The sequence below is a fragment of the Phyllobacterium sp. SB3 genome, from assembly GCF_040009165.1.
Taxonomy (GTDB): domain Bacteria; phylum Pseudomonadota; class Alphaproteobacteria; order Rhizobiales; family Rhizobiaceae; genus Phyllobacterium.
Window position 1 is genome coordinate 286194 of record NZ_JBDYKI010000001.1, and the last position, 15112, is coordinate 301305.

At 54.3% G+C, this 15112-nt stretch carries 16 protein-coding genes and 1 pseudogene; 8 read left to right on the forward strand and 9 right to left on the reverse strand.

Going from position 1 to position 15112, the window contains the following annotated elements:
* Positions 1–11: 11 nt before the first annotated feature.
* From ABKW30_RS01450 to ABKW30_RS01460, 3 genes are all read left to right on the forward strand, one after another.
* Positions 12–284: a DUF4164 domain-containing protein gene (locus tag ABKW30_RS01450; RefSeq protein WP_348596250.1), complete on the forward strand. Its 273-nt coding sequence runs from the start codon at positions 12–14 to the stop codon at positions 282–284.
* A 17-nt stretch (positions 285–301) separates the two neighbouring features.
* Positions 302–667: a cell division protein ZapA gene (locus ABKW30_RS01455; protein WP_348596251.1), complete on the forward strand. Its 366-nt coding sequence runs from the start codon at positions 302–304 to the stop codon at positions 665–667.
* 107 nt (positions 668–774) lie between these two features.
* Positions 775–1725 (forward strand): tripartite tricarboxylate transporter substrate binding protein, encoded by a 951-nt coding sequence (locus ABKW30_RS01460; protein ID WP_348596252.1) that lies wholly within the window; start codon positions 775–777, stop codon positions 1723–1725.
* Positions 1726–1734: 9 nt separating this feature from the next.
* Here ABKW30_RS01460 and ABKW30_RS01465 read toward each other — a convergent pair whose 3' ends face one another.
* The 7 genes and pseudogenes from ABKW30_RS01465 to ABKW30_RS01495 all read right to left on the reverse strand — a co-directional run bounded on the left by ABKW30_RS01465 (position 1735) and on the right by ABKW30_RS01495 (position 8126).
* On the reverse strand, positions 1735–3555 hold the full coding sequence (locus ABKW30_RS01465) for an ATP-binding cassette domain-containing protein (protein WP_348596253.1): 1821 nt from the start codon (positions 3553–3555) through the stop codon (positions 1735–1737).
* A 237-nt stretch (positions 3556–3792) separates the two neighbouring features.
* Positions 3793–4083, reverse strand: a pseudogene (locus ABKW30_RS01470) (glycine zipper 2TM domain-containing protein); the annotation flags it as partial.
* 138 nt (positions 4084–4221) lie between these two features.
* Positions 4222–4503, reverse strand: coding sequence for a hypothetical protein (locus ABKW30_RS01475; RefSeq protein WP_008128299.1), 282 nt, complete (start codon positions 4501–4503; stop codon positions 4222–4224).
* Between the two features lie 95 nt (positions 4504–4598).
* Complete coding sequence (locus tag ABKW30_RS01480) at positions 4599–5234, reverse strand: thiamine diphosphokinase (protein WP_348596254.1); 636 nt, start codon at positions 5232–5234, stop codon at positions 4599–4601.
* A gap of 54 nt (positions 5235–5288) precedes the next feature.
* Positions 5289–6494 carry a 3-oxoadipyl-CoA thiolase gene (pcaF, locus tag ABKW30_RS01485; RefSeq protein ID WP_348597560.1) on the reverse strand — a complete coding sequence of 402 codons (1206 nt, stop codon included), beginning with the start codon at positions 6492–6494 and terminating at the stop codon, positions 5289–5291.
* Complete coding sequence (locus ABKW30_RS01490; protein ID WP_348597562.1) at positions 6494–7273, reverse strand: CoA-transferase subunit beta; 780 nt, start codon at positions 7271–7273, stop codon at positions 6494–6496. The genes pcaF and ABKW30_RS01490 overlap by 1 nt, the downstream gene beginning before the upstream one ends.
* 4 nt (positions 7274–7277) lie before the next feature.
* Positions 7278–8126 carry a CoA transferase subunit A gene (locus ABKW30_RS01495; RefSeq protein ID WP_348596255.1) on the reverse strand — a complete coding sequence of 283 codons (849 nt, stop codon included), beginning with the start codon at positions 8124–8126 and terminating at the stop codon, positions 7278–7280.
* Positions 8127–8302: 176 nt separating this feature from the next.
* On the opposite strand from ABKW30_RS01495, the gene ABKW30_RS01500 reads away from it, so the two are divergent.
* Entirely contained in the window at positions 8303–9058 is a 756-nt protein-coding gene (locus ABKW30_RS01500; protein WP_348596256.1) for an IclR family transcriptional regulator, read from the forward strand.
* Here the strand turns inward: ABKW30_RS01500 and pcaQ are convergent.
* On the reverse strand, positions 9055–9969 hold the full coding sequence (gene pcaQ, locus ABKW30_RS01505) for a pca operon transcription factor PcaQ (protein WP_348596257.1): 915 nt from the start codon (positions 9967–9969) through the stop codon (positions 9055–9057). The genes ABKW30_RS01500 and pcaQ overlap by 4 nt on opposite strands.
* Positions 9966–10733 (reverse strand): helix-turn-helix transcriptional regulator, encoded by a 768-nt coding sequence (locus ABKW30_RS01510; RefSeq protein ID WP_348596258.1) that lies wholly within the window; start codon positions 10731–10733, stop codon positions 9966–9968. The genes pcaQ and ABKW30_RS01510 overlap by 4 nt, the downstream gene beginning before the upstream one ends.
* 184 nt (positions 10734–10917) lie before the next feature.
* On the opposite strand from ABKW30_RS01510, the gene ABKW30_RS01515 reads away from it, so the two are divergent.
* The 4 genes from ABKW30_RS01515 to pcaC all read left to right on the forward strand — a co-directional run bounded on the left by ABKW30_RS01515 (position 10918) and on the right by pcaC (position 15104).
* Entirely contained in the window at positions 10918–13179 is a 2262-nt protein-coding gene (locus ABKW30_RS01515) for a marine proteobacterial sortase target protein (RefSeq protein ID WP_348596259.1), read from the forward strand.
* Positions 13176–13781: a class GN sortase gene (locus tag ABKW30_RS01520; protein WP_348596260.1), complete on the forward strand. Its 606-nt coding sequence runs from the start codon at positions 13176–13178 to the stop codon at positions 13779–13781. The genes ABKW30_RS01515 and ABKW30_RS01520 overlap by 4 nt, the downstream gene beginning before the upstream one ends.
* Positions 13782–13889: 108 nt before the next feature.
* Complete coding sequence (gene pcaD / locus ABKW30_RS01525; protein WP_348596261.1) at positions 13890–14702, forward strand: 3-oxoadipate enol-lactonase; 813 nt, start codon at positions 13890–13892, stop codon at positions 14700–14702.
* 6 nt (positions 14703–14708) lie between these two features.
* Positions 14709–15104 (forward strand): 4-carboxymuconolactone decarboxylase, encoded by a 396-nt coding sequence (gene pcaC / locus ABKW30_RS01530; RefSeq protein WP_348596262.1) that lies wholly within the window; start codon positions 14709–14711, stop codon positions 15102–15104.
* The last annotated feature ends 8 nt before the right edge of the window (positions 15105–15112 follow it).

Consider the following 15112-nt stretch of genomic DNA (forward strand, 5'->3'; position numbering starts at 1 on the left):
AAACGTCGAAAATGGCATCTGAGGCCACCCTCAAACAAGTTTTGGAAAGATTGGCCAAATCCCTTTCCGCGCTTGAGGATGCAGTTGAAGTGCGTCTCGAGCACGAGGGCGACTTTGCCGAAGCGGAAGAAGAAGTCCAGCGCATGAACATGGACCGCCGGAAGCTCGCGCAGGAGCTTGATGCTTCCGAAGGGCGGGCCGAGCGTCTTGAGGCGGTCAACAAAGAAGTTTCGCGCCGTCTCGTCGCTGCGATGGAATCAATCCGCACAGTGCTTGATCGATAGAACAGGACGAAACGACCATGGCTACCGTTACCGTAACGATTGATGGCAAGGCCTACAGAATGGCCTGTGACGAGGGCCAGGAGCAACATCTTACCGGGCTGGCAGAGCGTTTCGACCGTTACGTGACGCACCTTAAATCTTCATTCGGTGAAATCGGCGATCTACGTTTGACAGTCATGGCCGGTATTATGGTGACGGACGAGCTGCATGAGCTGCAATTGCGACTAACCGGCTTGGAAAACGAAGCCGAAGCGCTGCGCAAGAGCCGGGACGAAGCATTGGCCAAGGCCGATAAGAATGACTCGGCAATTACCGGCGTTTTGTCCGAGGTTGCAGGCCGTATCGAAACTCTTGCTACCCGTCTCGCCCCGAAGGCAAACTGACGGATTTCCCTACCCTCTACCAAGACAGCTCCATGACAGTATCCTCCCGCAGCCTGTGAAAGCCTTGCCATACGTGCAAGGCATGGGAGCTTTCAGGGAGGAAATACATGAAACTTCGCACACTGGCGTTGGTGCTAGCCTTTGGTATGAGCTCATTAGCGCATGCTGAAGGGCTAAAAAACATTGAGATTATTGCCCCGGCCGGTCCCGGCGGTGGTTATGATCAGTTGGCCCGCTCTACCCAACAACAGCTTCAGGATTTAAAACTTGCCGGGGACATTCAGGTCGTAAACCGCCCGGGCGCCGGAGGCACTATCGGTCTCGCCGAATTCGTTTCAAAGCAATATCCCGATACGGGCCTTATCGTAACGGGGATAGGCATGGTTGGATCAATCCTGACCAACAAATCACCCGTTACAATGGAACAGACGAAGCCAATTGCACGGATGACCGGGGAATACCTCGCCCTTGTAGTGCCTGCAGATTCGCCATTCAAGAACATGGATGATCTGGTCAAGGCGTTCAAAGCTGATCCGGGATCAGTGTCGTTGGGCGGTTTTGCGGCGGGCGGTGTCGATCATTTGCTGTATGGCATGATCGTCAAGGCAATCGGAGGCGATCTGTCTAAAATGAACTACGTCGCAATCGGCGCCGGCGGCGAAATGCTCGGGCAGGTCATGGGCGGCCATATTTCCGTTGGTGCAGGAGGCTACGCTGAATTTGCCGGGCAGATTTCAGCGGGTAGCGTGCGGGCGCTCGGCATTTCCTCTCCGGAAAGGTTGGAAGGAATCGATGTTCCAACGATGAAGGAACAAGGTGTGGATGTTGAGCTTGTCAATTGGCGGGGTCTGCTTGGACAAGCCAGCCTGACGGAAGAGCAGACGAAGCAGCTTGATACAACCCTAGGCAAACTGGTGCAAAGTCCGGAGTGGAAGTCGCTGCTAAAGAAACAGGGCTGGGTCGACCTTTACCAGCCATCGGGAGAATTTGCTGCCTACATCAAAGAACAGCAGGCAACGATACTCACGACCTTCCGTGAACTGAAACTCGTCGAATAGGCTAGCAACTCAACCTTCAATTTCTTCACGCAGCATTTCAAGTTCCAGCCATTCGTGCTCAAGCGCTTCATGGCTGGAGCGCTTCTTGCCAATCTCTTCGACAGTCTTGTTGAACAAGGCCGGATTCTTGGCGAACAAGTCAGGGTTTGCCAGTTTCTTTTCCAACGCCGCGATTTCAACGTGCAGTGTTTCAATTTTGGCAGGAAGGGTCTCGAGCGCGAACTTCTGCTTATAGGAAAGCTTGCGCTTTTCGTCGCGTACAGCAGGCGTCTTTTCAGCAACGGCACCAGACGATGCCTGCGGTTTCGCTCCCTTTAGTTCTTTTCGTGTCGCGATAGCAGTTTCTTTGCGTTGCGCCAGCATATCCGTATAGCCACCCGCATATTCAAGCCATTTTCCATCGCCCTCAGGAGCGATGACCGACGTTACGGTACGATCAAGAAAATCGCGATCATGGCTGACGAGAAGCACTGTGCCGGCAAAACCCGCAACCAGTTCCTGCAGCAGGTCCAGCGTTTCCATATCGAGGTCGTTCGTCGGCTCGTCGAGTACCAGCAGGTTCGCAGGCCGGGCGAGAACGCGCGCCAGCATGAGACGTGCCCTTTCACCGCCCGACAGTTCGCGGATAGGCGTGCGCAACTGCTCCGGCTGGAACAGAAAGTCCTTCATATATGAGGCAACGTGGCGTTGCTCGCCATTAACCACGACGTTTTCACCACGACCATCCGTCAGATAATCCGAAAGGGTCTGCTCCAGATTAAGACTGTCACGCCGCTGGTCCAGCACAGCGACTTCAAGATTGGTGCCAAGTTTGACAAACCCGCTATCCGGCTTGAGCAGTCCCGTCAACATGGAAAGAAGCGTCGTCTTGCCTGCTCCATTCGGCCCAACAAATCCAACGCAATTTCCACGTTGGATGCGCGTGGAAAAATCATCCACGAGTACCCGGCCATCATAGCCTTTGGAAAGATGTTCCGCTTCAATTACCAGCTTGCCGGATTCTTTGGCATCGCTCGCTTTGAGGACCGCCTTGCCCTGCGCACCGCGATGATTGCGGAATTCACTACGCATAGATTGCAGATCGCCAAGCCGCCGCATGTTACGTTTACGCCGTGCCGTAACGCCGTATCGTAACCAATGCTCCTCGCGCACGATCTGGCGCCCGAGCTTGTGCAGGTCGCGCTCTTCTTCTTCCAGAACCTTGTCGCGCCATTCCTCAAACGAGCCAAATCCCTGATCCAGCCGTTTCGTAACGCCGCGATCCAACCAGATTGTTGAGCGGCTGACATTCTCCAGAAAACGCCGGTCATGCGAAATCACCACTATGGCTGAACGTATCTGACGTAGCTCGCCTTCAAGCCATTCAATGGTCGTAAGGTCGAGGTGGTTGGTCGGTTCGTCCAGCAGCAGAATGTCAGGCTGAGGAGCGAGAACCTTTGCCAAGGCAGCGCGGCGCGTCTCACCCCCGGAAAGGTTTTCAGGCTTTTCATCGCCTGTCAGGCCCAGATGCTCGAGCAGGTAACTGACGCGGTAAAGATCATCTGCCGGTCCAAGCCCCGCCTCCACATAGGAGCGGACATTGGCAAACCCGTCCATATCAGGTGCCTGCGCCAGATATCGAACCGTAACTGCCGGATGTTTGAAGACTTCACCATCGGTCGGCGTAACGAACCCGGCCGCGATTTTGAGCAGCGTGGATTTGCCCGAACCGTTACGACCGACAAGTGCAATACGATCATTTTCACTGACTGAGATGGCTGCATCCGTAAGAAGTGGCGTGCCGCCGAAAGTCAGGGCAATTCTATCAAGGCGTAACAGTGGTGGGGCCATAAAACTTGATCATTCCGGAAGTGAAGCGGGGTTTTGACGGCTTGTCGTTGAGATTGCGTGTTCTGTCAAACGAAACAGGCCGGAAATTCCGGCCTGTTTGCTTAAATCGGTAATTCTGGATCAATATCCGCCGTCATCACTGTATTGATCTTGATTATATCGGCGACGGCGCTGATCGCGGTATCCGTCATCATCGGGATAACGGCCATTGCCATAGGCACCACCACCATTACCTTGGCAGGGAGCATTGTAGATTGACCCATCAGGCCGCTGATAACGGCATAGATTTTGATTTCCGCCGCGTGGGGTCGTAGCCGTACCAACGGCTGCGCCAAGCAATGCGCCACCAGCAGCACCAACTACCGTGCTTTTCGTATCACGCCCCAAAGCCTGTCCGGCCAGCGCACCTGCGCCAGCACCAATCAATGCACCCGTCCCGGCACGTTGATTTTGCTCACTCGTCTCACATCCGGCAATTGTAAATGCCAGAAGCGCTGTGGCCGCTATGGCAGCAAAACGAATTTTCATAATAACCTCTCCATTTGAAAGTGCGGCAAAACCTTGCTTCCTCAATGCGGCAGAAGAAAGATTGCACTGTTTTCGAACAAAATCCGCACAAAAAAACAGGCCGGAAAACCGGCCTGTTTTTTGGAAACTGCTAACTGCTTAGCGGCAGGGAGCGCGATAGCGTTCGCCGTAGCGGTTTTCGTATGTGCAGTAACGGCGTCCGCCGTCTGAAGTTGCTGCGCCAACGACGACACCTGAAGCACCGCCGATTGCCGCACCGGCCAGAGCACCGCGGCCACCGCCGATAGCACCACCGGCCAATGCACCGAGCGCTGCACCGCCGACGCCATAGCCGGCTGTCCGCTGTTCACTGGTTGTGCAACCAGCAACCGAGAATGCCAGAACTGCGGCGACTGCAACTGTAGATAAACTTTTCAACATGGAAGACCTCTCCCGTTTCTAAAAACCAAACTTACCAGCTTGCGTCCCCAATGCTGTGCTGCAAACATTACACTTTCCGCTTGTATTGACAAGCGTCAGGCAACTTGCGGCGCTGCAATCAGGATTGCTTTGCCCGAATGGAGCGATACGTGGAGGTTTCCACATACGGCATTCGACACTGTAAGCGATGAACCGAAGGAAAGTTCCACATTTTCAAGCGGCCAACGTGCACCATTGATAAAAAGTCCGTGTAATTGCGAAAATGCAACAATGCTGAATTGGGTTTCATCAGCGAAATCGAAGGTATATTCACCACCTACAAGCGGGTGTGCTTCTTCGCTTCCGCTTGAAAGAATAATCTTTCGCCCTTGAGCGGCGTGGGCTACGGCCATCGTCAGGTGCAGGAGCGTGTGATCGGTGCGTTCGCCGCCGAATGCACCACAGAGAATGATTTCAGTCGCACCTAGTCGATAGGCTTCATTCAATGCAAGTTCACCGTCAGTCATATCCTTGGCCGCCGGGAAAACCTGCCGCGGCACATGCGCGTACTGTTCCTCCAACTCAGGCGATGTCGAGTCGAAGTCACCGAGCCATAGTTCCGGCTTGAGCCTTAGAGATGAAGCATGGGCAATCCCGCCATCAGCAGCAAGAACTCTGGCTCCGGCAACCTGTTGGAGAAGGCGGTCAGTGACTTGGACGGTACCACCCAAAAGAAGAACGAACTTGCTCATAACCCGCCCATAGCACGCGTGAAACACTTCCACCAGACGACTTTGCAACAGGTTTCAGACACTACCAAGGGCTATAGCTATGCCTTGCCCGACGCCTATGCACATCGTTGCCAAGGCGAGTTTTCCACCACGCAATTGCAGTTCCAGTGCTGCGGTTCCAGTGATACGAGCGCCCGACATGCCAAGTGGATGGCCAAGCGCAATGGCTCCGCCGTTCGGGTTGACGTATTCTGCATCATCTGCAATTCCAAGATTGCGCAACGTTGCCAAGCCTTGCGAGGCGAATGCCTCATTGAGTTCAATAACATCAAAATCCGCAGGTGTTAGACCGAGGCGCGCGCAAAGCTTCTTCGTTGCGGGCGCAGGGCCAAACCCCATAATACGCGGTGCTACCCCAGCCGTTGCTCCGCCCAAAATACGCGCGATGGGATTAAGGCCATATTTTTTTGCAGCAGGTTCTGACGCTACGATCAAGGCAGCAGCCCCATCATTTACTCCGGAAGCATTTCCCGCTGTCACAGTACCGCCTGCACGAAATGGCGTCGGGAGTTTGGCCAATGCCTCGATTGTCGTTTGCGGGCGCGGATGCTCATCCGTGTCAATGACGACAGATTCGCCCTTTTTTTGCGGGATGAGAACTGGCGTTATCTCTCTCGCAAGACGGCCATTATCCTGCGCCTTTCCCGCCCGCTGCTGAGAGCGTACGGCAAAGGCATCCTGATCAGCACGAGAAACATGAAAATCTTCCGCTACATTTTCGCCAGTGTCCGGCATGGAATCCACACCGTACTGTTCTTTCATGAGCGGGTTGATAAACCGCCAGCCAATTGTCGTATCGTAAATTTCGGCATTCCGGGAAAAAGCGCTATCCGCCTTGGGTAATACGAAGGGCGCTCGCGACATGGATTCAACACCGCCCGCAATCGCAATATCCATTTCGCCGGCGCGGATGGCGCGCGCTGCTGTAATCACTGCATCCATGCCCGAACCACAAAGCCTGTTCATGGTGGTGCCCGGCACTTCGACAGGAAGACCCGCGAGCAGCGACGACATGCGGGCAACGTTGCGGTTATCCTCGCCAGCCTGATTGGCACATCCGAAAATCACCTCGTCGACCGCCACCCAATCAACGGATTTATTTCGTTCGATCAGCGCTTTGATCGGGATCGCACCAAGGTCATCCGTACGAACCACGGCAAGCGATCCTCCAAAACGGCCGATAGGCGTCCGGATATAGTCACAGATAAATACATCGCCCATCATGCTGCCTCATGCGCTTTCTTTGTACGTGCATTGATATCCCGCAGAACTGACAATTCCGTTTCAGTCGGAACAGGAGTCACGATTGCGTCCTTAGCAAATTTGATTGGCCAGCCACAATTTTCCTGAATTTGTCCGCAGCTTACCCCCTGATGTATCGACACGACGGTCAATTCCTTCGTCAGGGGATCAGGCTCAAGAATGCAAAGGTCCGTGATTACCCTGCTCGGACCTTTCGTTTTCATACCAAGACGGGCGCGATGATCACCACCCTCGCCGTGCCCCATTGAAGTAATGAAGTCCAGATGATCCACAAACCCACGATTGGTCAAAGCCATCGTGATGAATATCTGACCGCAATTACTAGCGATTTCCGGCGCGCCCCCACCACCCGGCAACCGGACTTTCGGATGATCGTATTCGCCGACGACCGTCGTGTTGAGATTGGCAAAGCGGTCGATCTGTGCACCGCCAAGAAATCCGGTTGTTATCCGCCCGCCCTGCAACCAGTAGCGAAACATTTCGGGCACTGAAACCGTGAACTGGGCTGTGTCGCACAACTCGCCATCACCTATCGAGAGCGGGAGCACATCCGGTTTGGTTCCGATTGTGCCGCTTTCGTAAATCAGGGTTATATCCGGCGCATGGGTCAAGCGCGCCACATTACAGGCAGCAGACGGTGCGCCTATCCCGACGAAACAAACATCGTCATTGGTCAAGGCCCGGGATGCGGCGATGGTCATCATTTCAGTTGGGGTGAAATCACTGCTCACGATCATATCCTCAAGCCGCGTGGCCGATATGCCGCGAAAAATCTTCCGGGCCACCGTTCATCACATTCTGGTTAAGCCAAGCCTGAAAACTGTCGCGCTCACGGGCGATCCTGTCCCATGCAATGTAGAAAGAGTTTGAACGCTTGTAGTAGCCATGGGCATAGGACGGGAATGCGCCGCCTGGAACATGAACGACCGAATTGATCGCCCACGAAGGCAGAACGACAGAATTGGGCGAAGGTGGATTAAGTTCATCCACGATTTCCTCAACAGTGACTATCGATCGCTTGGCCGCAAGCACGGCCTCCTTTTGCACACCGACAATACCTTCGATTAGGACATTGCCCTGCCGGTCTGCCCGTTGTGCATGAATAACTGAAACATCAGGGCGTATAGACGGCACGGCTGCCAGAACTTCTCCGGTGAAGGGACAGGTGATATTGCGGATGTTTGCATTCACCTTGGGCAGATCGGCTCCGATATACCCCCTAAGCACCGCAAACGGCAGATTGGCTGCTCCAGCTTCATAGGCGTTTGCCATGGCGGCATGGGAATGCTCTTCGATTTCCAGAGGTCGAGGCCATTGGTTCTCTACCGCATCACGAAACCGATGCAATGACCCTACACCCGGATTGCCTCCCCATGAAAACTTCATGCCTCTGGCAGCACCGGCACCTATGAGCTGATCATAGATTATGTCGGGGGTCATGCGGATCAGGAACAGATTTTTCCGGCCTTGCCGGATGATTTCATGCCCCGCTGCATAAGGGATAAGGTGAGTAAAACCCTCCAGCGCAACACTGTCGCCGTCACGCAAGTTTTCTTCGATAGCTTGTGAAAGTGAGCACAGGCGCGCCATGGCAATCTCCTCATGCAATCCGGAGTTTCGAAAAACTGAACCGTCGGTCTGGTCAATTCCGCTTGCAGATAAAGGCGTGCCTCATAAAACGTCAAACAATTTGTGCGTTATTTGATTTTTGTTCGTATATCGCACAAATTGTGATAGTTGTAGGCCAACTATGGAGAGCAGCCTCTATGCGTGAAACGGATTTTATAAACGGCTTTGCAAAGGGTCTTCGTGTCATTGAGGCTTTCGGTGAAGCAACACCACGTTTGTCAATCACTGATGTGTCGAACATTACGGGACTTGAGCGGGCAACCGCCCGTCGCTGCCTGCTAACTTTGTCAGAACTCGGTTACGCACATTATGACGGCAAGTTCTTCACCCTGACCTCGCGTGTTCTGCGTCTCGGCCACTCTTATCTGTCAGCTACCCCCCTGCCACGCATCGTCCAGCCTTTTCTCGACCGGCTGTCCGAGGCAACTGGCGAAAGTGCCTCCGTTTCCGTTCTCGACGGAAATGAGGTGGTCTACGTTGCCCGTGCCGCCCAGCGGCGAGTTATGTCGATAAATCTCAATCCCGGCAGCCGGCTGCCTGCCTATTGTGCATCCATGGGGCGGGTTCTGCTCGCGGCGCTCCCCGAACAACAGGCACGAGCCATTCTTGAAGATACTGACCGGAATGCCAACACCCCGCATACATTAACCGATATCGCGGAGTTGCTTGAGGAACTTCGGCGTATTCAAAATCAAGGTTATGCAATTGTAGATCAGGAATTGGAAATCGGCCTGCGCTCGATTGCCATCCCGTTACAGGATAGCAGAGGATCGACCATCGCAGCGATGAATGTGGGCACTCAAGCCGCGCGCACAGAGCTGACTGAAATGGTCGGGCGGTATCTACCAATCATGCGCGAAACACAAGCAGCACTACGGCATGTCCTCATTTAAGAGATATCGCGGGCTGTTTCCCTGATCGTCTGCATCAGAATCGAAAGCGGTAATGAGGGTATTACCTCCGCCCGCACAGTCAGCCCGACCGGACCCTTGGTATCTTGCGTGTCAATGTCGAGCGTAGCCAATAAACCGTCAGCCAGATCATTTGCCACCACCCCTGCAGAAATGATCCACACGGCATCGCTGATACGGACGAACGCCCGGCCAAAGGCATCCGAAACGGTCTCAATCTCTGTTGGTAGGCTGCCAATGCCATTGACTATAAGAAAACGATCCACAAACGGACGGATGATCGATGCCCGTGTCGGCATCAGCAAAGGAAATTCGCCCAGCCGCGAAAAGACGTTATCGCTTCCCAGCAAGGGATGTCCCGCGCGTACCGCAAACACCACCTGTTCGGAGTAGAGGTGCTCGAAAGACAGGCCGGTCATTTTTTCCGGAGCCGCAAGTCGCCCGACCACCAGATCAAGATCGCCCAGCCGCAACTGCTCCAGCAGCACCGAGTTTTCACCCGTTACGATTTTAAGGCGGCTTCCTGTCTTCTCTTTGAGAAACAACTGCATGGCACGCGGCATGATATGGGTGGATACAGTCGGCAAAGCCCCTATTCGTATGGGAATTCCATCTCCACTCAACTCGCTTGAAACGGAGTCAACGCCCTGCCGCAGCGCCGTTATGGATGCACCTGCGTGCTTGAGGAATGCCTCACCATAGCGCGTAATGCGAATCCCGCGGCCGTCACGCTCGAAAACGGCTACACCAAGCACGTCTTCAAGTTCTCTTATGGTCTTCGTGACGGCTGGCTGACTGATATTCAGCTGATCCGCAGCCTTCATCACGCTTTTCTGCCGTGCAACCTCAAGGAAGGTAAAGAGATGGCGAAACTTGATGCGGTTCTCGATCATTGCGCTGCCACGCCTGGCAGGAACATGGCAAACGGCTCTTCCACCGTGCGCTTGAGATAAGCAGCATAGGTTTCAAAACCCGGTTGATCAGGACCTATTCGCCCCAGCGGCGCCTCGGGTAGCGACCGCATCGGAATAAGCACTATTGGCGCGGCGACCGGCGTCAACTGTGCTCCGCGTCCTGCCTGCAGTGTGGTGAGTATCCCATACATTTCGCCGGTAATCGAAGGTCGCGAGACAATGATCAATCTCTGCTGCCCGGACGTATTGGTTGAAAGGTAAATGTGACCGGAAAGGTTGGGGATAGCCACGGTTCCCTGCTGGGTGAATGCGGCGTCCAACCTGTCTTTTTCATTGAACCGGAGGTTGGAGGTAACCTCGTTCCAGTGAATCTCGGTGCAATAGGCAAAGATCGCCTGCTTGTCGCCAAATGAGGGCCGGATCGTCACATAGAGGCCCTCGATCCAGGCGACGGATGCCCGCGAATAAGCGCCAAACTGCTCATCAGCGTGACCATTGGATACAGGAATAACTGTATCCTGCGTGTCTGCCGCCCGCAGCCGCATCGCCAGCGCCTCTTCCAACCGTATTGTTGTTGCCAGCGTGAAGGGGCGATGACCTGAAAGGGCTTTTTCCAACGTTGAAAGACTGATCTTTGCAAGGTCAGCGAGATACTGCCTTGAGACCCTGCGGCGTGCCAATTCCTCCCGGATTCTGGCGGCAACAGCCCTGTTCTGTTTTTCGGATAGTTCGTCACCGTCCATTTTCCTGCCCCAAATGCGTTAGAGTCCGCACATTCCTTCACATATCCACACATCACGGCATCCGGCAAGACAGCAGGTGACGTTCGCGTGCGGAACATCGCGGAACCTTACGCTGGCGGCAAAGCGGCATGTGGATGAAATGAGGAAAGCTTCCCCGATGGGAGCACCAACAGGAGCTTTCCCGATGAATCCTTTAACACTCAACCGCAAAAAAAGATCGATGCCCCGCTGGGTCGGGCAGAGTTGCCGCGCTATTGGCCTGATCAACATTTTGATTCTGCCATTGATCGCACTTGCCGCCACTCTCTTTTCTGCCCTTCCTGCCCGTGCCGAGACATCAGCCTCGCCGCAGACACAACAGATGACTCTAGATGAGGTCAAATCCGGTTCGCTGCTTTTGAAGAGCACGGAGCCCGGCCGGTATGTTGAAGCAACGCGCGTGGCAACGGATGTTGATATTGTTGTCAGCGGCCCGACTGCACGTACCCGTATCACGCAGATTTTTACAAACCCATCCAATGGTTGGGTGGAGGCGGTCTATGCCTATCCTCTGCCGGAAGACAGCGCCGTCCATGGCCTCAAAATGGTTGTCGGCAAACGCGTTATCGTAGGAGACATCAAGGAGCGGCAGGAGGCGAAGGCCATCTATGAGACTGCCAAAGCGGCCGGTCAGAAAGCCAGCTTGGTAGAACAGGAGCGACCGAACCTTTTCACCAACTCCGTCGCTAATATCGGGCCGCATGAACAGGTCGTCGTGCAGATTGATCTGCAGGAGCCGATCCGCCTTTCCAACAACGTATTTTCCCTTCGCATACCGCTGGTCGTTGCACCGCGCTACAATCCTGCATCTGTAACGCAATCAGCGGATATTTCCGCCAACGGCACTGGTTGGGGCACGGCTTCCGATCCGGTTCCGGACCGCGAAAAAATTACATCTCCCGTGCTTGATCCACGCCTCAATGCGCTGGTTAACCCGGTCAGCGTCAAGGTTCGCCTGCAGGCAGGATTTAACCTTGGCGAGGTCAAGAGCCAGTACCATGCGGTAAAAACAGAGACCGTCAATGATCAAACACAGGTCATTACTCTTGCCGATGGTGCCCATGCGGATCGCGATTTCGAACTGACCTGGACACCCAAAGACAACAAGACCCCTACTGTTGGTCTCTTCCGTGAGCACGTCGGCAAGGATGATTATGCACTCGCCTACATAACGCCTCCTGTCATCGAGCAGCAGAAGGATACACGTCCACGCGAGATCGTATTCGTTATCGATAATTCCGGCTCGATGGGCGGCACCTCAATGGATCAGGCCAAGGCCAGCCTTGATTATGCGCTGAGCCGTTTGAAGCCCGCCGACCGTTTCAACGTCATCCGTTTTGACGACACGATGGACCTGCTTTTCACAGATACCGTCAAAGCTGATGCCAAGAATGTTTCCACGGCGCGTGAATTTATCAACAGCCTTCAGGCATCCGGCGGCACGGAAATGCTGGAGCCATTACGGGCGGCGTTGAATGATCCCCGTCCTGCTGATCAGTCTTTCATCCGCCAAATCGTTTTCCTCACCGACGGCGCCATCGGCAATGAGCAGCAGCTTCTTGATGCGATTGCCGCAAAGCGTGGTCGCTCGCGGGTATTCATGGTTGGCATTGGCTCGGCACCAAATAATTACCTGATGAACCGTGCTGCCGAACTGGGCCGTGGCAGTTTCACCTCCATCGGCTCCGGCGAACAGGTCAATGACTGTATGCGTGACCTCTTCGCGAAGCTCGAAAACCCCGTTGTCACCAATCTCGTTGCCACATTCTCGTCCGGTAATGTCGATATGACACCATCCAACCTGCCTGATCTTTATCGAGGCGAGCCTTTGGTCATTGCAGCCAAGCTTGGTTCGCTGTCAGGAACTCTGACAGTCAAGGGTATGATCGGCAGGCAGCCTTGGGAAATGACCGTGCCCCTTGCCAATGCCGCGACTGGTGAAGGCTTGTCCAAGCTTTGGGCGCGCCGCAAGATTTCCGATGCGGAAGTCGAGAGCACACTTGGAACCATCAGCATTGACGACGCCAATAAGCGCATTCTCAAACTGGCGCTGGAGCATGGTCTGGTAACCCGCCTGACAAGTCTGGTGGCAGTAGACAAGACACCATCACGCAATGCGGACATGCCTCTGACACGCTCCGATGTTCCGCTGAATCTTCCAGCCGGATGGGATTTTGATAGGGTCTTCGGTGAGCAAACACTCCGCAAAGCCGATATCAACTCGCCCGATATTGAACAGATCGCCCATAGCAACAAACCGGTAACAGCACAGGACGCACTGGAACAACTGCCTCTTCCCCAGACGGCCACCGATGCGGAACTGCGTATGATCGGCGGGCTTCTCATCCTGCTGGCCAGTGGAGCCCTGTTCCTCTTCAATCGCAAGTCGGGACTTAAAGCATCATGACCGCAATCTCCCATACACATAAAAGCAGGGCGGTTTTCCGCCCTGCCGCAAGAATGATTGCGATCATTGCGGCTCTGTTCGGCTTTTCGTTATTCGGTCAAGGCCTATGGATACATGCCAAGGCCCAACTCGCGCAAATCCTGCTGGAGCGTGCCTTTGCCGAAACTCTTGCAACCGGTGATCCTGTCAAACCATGGTCTTGGGCCGATACATGGCCGGTCGCCCGCATTGAAGTTCCCCGCCTCGCTGAAAGTGCCATCGCACTCCACGGTGCAAGCGGTCAGGCACTCGCCTTTGGCCCCGGTCATATTGATCGCAGCGCCAAACCCGGAGGCGATGGTACAGCGGTCTATGCTGCACATCGCGATACTCATTTTGCCTTCCTGAAAGACGTAAACATCGACGATGACATCAAGATCACCGGGCAAGACGGCCGGGCGTTCCATTACCGCGTCACTGGCACAGACATTGTTCGTTGGGATCATTCAGGGATCGGCACCAGAGCCAATGGCAAGAATCTTGTCCTTGCTACGTGCTGGCCATTCGATAGCGCCACTTCGGGGCCAATGCGCTATCTCGTGAAAGCAATCCTCGTCGAGTAAACTGTAGCAAACTTTGGAAACTGATAACCACTGAGTTATCGATTTGCCCTAAAAGTTCATTTTACAGAACCGTACGCACATATCATTTTGTATGAAAGGGAGAAAGACGTGCAATTTGCCAATATTAATGGTGTGACGCTGCATTATCAGCTGATTGGTGGGCCGGCATCAAAGCCGGTTATCGTATTTGCCAATTCATTGGGCACGGATTTTCGCATATGGCGTGACGTCATAATCCGGCTGGCTGGCGATTTTGCCATCGTGACCTACGACAAGCGCGGGCACGGATTATCAGGTGTCGGCACGTCCCCCTATTCTATAGACGATCATGTCGGCGATCTTGCCGGCCTTTTGGATCTTCTGAATGTCAAGGATGCAATTATCTGCGGTCTATCGGTGGGCGGCCTTATTGCGCAGGGCCTATATGCCGAACGGCCCGATCTAGTTCGGGCTCTGATACTTTGCGACACAGCCCATAAGATTGGAACGGCCGATTTCTGGAAGGCCCGCATTGCCACGCTTGAACAGAACGGCATTGAAAGCATCGCTGATACCGTCTTGGAACGGTGGTTCACACCGCCGTTTCATCGCGAAAGCAGCGCGGCCTTGGCGGGTTATCGAAATATGCTTATCCGCCAGCCATTGGCGGGCTATGCCGGAACGTGTGCGGCGCTTCGCGATGCCGATTTCACAGAAGCTGCAGGCAGGATTTCAATCCCGGCGATTTGCATTGTCGGCGATCAGGATGGCTCGACGCCGCCGGATGTGGTGCTTTCCCTCGCAAAACTTATTCCGGGTTCCCGCTACGAATTAATCAGGGATGCCGGACACATTCCTTGCGTGGAACAACCCGAAATGCTCGTTGCAATTATCCTTGCCTTTATCGATGAGTTCAAGCTTGGGGAAAAATCGAATGGTTAGAGCAAGATGAAGAACCCATCAGAGCGCTACAGCCAAGGCATGGAAACGCGGCGATCTGTTTTGGGTGACCGGCATGTGGACAAGGCCGAAGCCAGCAAAACAGAGTTCGACGTGCCGTTTCAGGACCTGATAACCGAAGCTGCATGGGGACATGTCTGGTCGCGCCCGCAATGGACCAAACGTGAGCGCTCGATCGTTACCATCGCTTTGCTCGCTGCACTGGGACAGGACGAAGAACTGACCATGCATATCCGCGCGACTGTCAACACAGGCGCTACCAAAGAGGATATCCGCGAAGCGCTTTTGCATGTGGCCATTTACGCTGGCGTACCTGCAGCCAATCACGCGATAAAACTGACCAAGCAGGTCTACGAAGAACTAGAAGACGAACAGGCGGCATGAGGAGGAAA

What these genes read in the sequence shown, in the direction of transcription:
- pcaC (WP_348596262.1), top strand. Translation starts at nt 14,709, where the DNA reads ATGAAGAACCCATCAGAGCGCTACAGCCAAGGCATGGAAACGCGGCGA.
- pcaF (WP_348597560.1), bottom strand. Translation starts at nt 6,494, where the DNA reads ATGGGCGATGTATTTATCTGTGACTATATCCGGACGCCTATCGGCCGT.
- ABKW30_RS01465 (WP_348596253.1), bottom strand. Translation starts at nt 3,555, where the DNA reads ATGGCCCCACCACTGTTACGCCTTGATAGAATTGCCCTGACTTTCGGC.
- ABKW30_RS01480 (WP_348596254.1), bottom strand. Translation starts at nt 5,234, where the DNA reads ATGAGCAAGTTCGTTCTTCTTTTGGGTGGTACCGTCCAAGTCACTGAC.
- ABKW30_RS01495 (WP_348596255.1), bottom strand. Translation starts at nt 8,126, where the DNA reads ATGGCGCGCCTGTGCTCACTTTCACAAGCTATCGAAGAAAACTTGCGT.
- pcaQ (WP_348596257.1), bottom strand. Translation starts at nt 9,969, where the DNA reads ATGATCGAGAACCGCATCAAGTTTCGCCATCTCTTTACCTTCCTTGAG.
- ABKW30_RS01490 (WP_348597562.1), bottom strand. Translation starts at nt 7,273, where the DNA reads ATGATCGTGAGCAGTGATTTCACCCCAACTGAAATGATGACCATCGCC.
- ABKW30_RS01455 (WP_348596251.1), top strand. Translation starts at nt 302, where the DNA reads ATGGCTACCGTTACCGTAACGATTGATGGCAAGGCCTACAGAATGGCC.
- ABKW30_RS01515 (WP_348596259.1), top strand. Translation starts at nt 10,918, where the DNA reads ATGAATCCTTTAACACTCAACCGCAAAAAAAGATCGATGCCCCGCTGG.
- ABKW30_RS01475 (WP_008128299.1), bottom strand. Translation starts at nt 4,503, where the DNA reads ATGTTGAAAAGTTTATCTACAGTTGCAGTCGCCGCAGTTCTGGCATTC.
- ABKW30_RS01510 (WP_348596258.1), bottom strand. Translation starts at nt 10,733, where the DNA reads ATGGACGGTGACGAACTATCCGAAAAACAGAACAGGGCTGTTGCCGCC.
- ABKW30_RS01460 (WP_348596252.1), top strand. Translation starts at nt 775, where the DNA reads ATGAAACTTCGCACACTGGCGTTGGTGCTAGCCTTTGGTATGAGCTCA.
- ABKW30_RS01500 (WP_348596256.1), top strand. Translation starts at nt 8,303, where the DNA reads ATGCGTGAAACGGATTTTATAAACGGCTTTGCAAAGGGTCTTCGTGTC.
- ABKW30_RS01450 (WP_348596250.1), top strand. Translation starts at nt 12, where the DNA reads ATGGCATCTGAGGCCACCCTCAAACAAGTTTTGGAAAGATTGGCCAAA.
- ABKW30_RS01520 (WP_348596260.1), top strand. Translation starts at nt 13,176, where the DNA reads ATGACCGCAATCTCCCATACACATAAAAGCAGGGCGGTTTTCCGCCCT.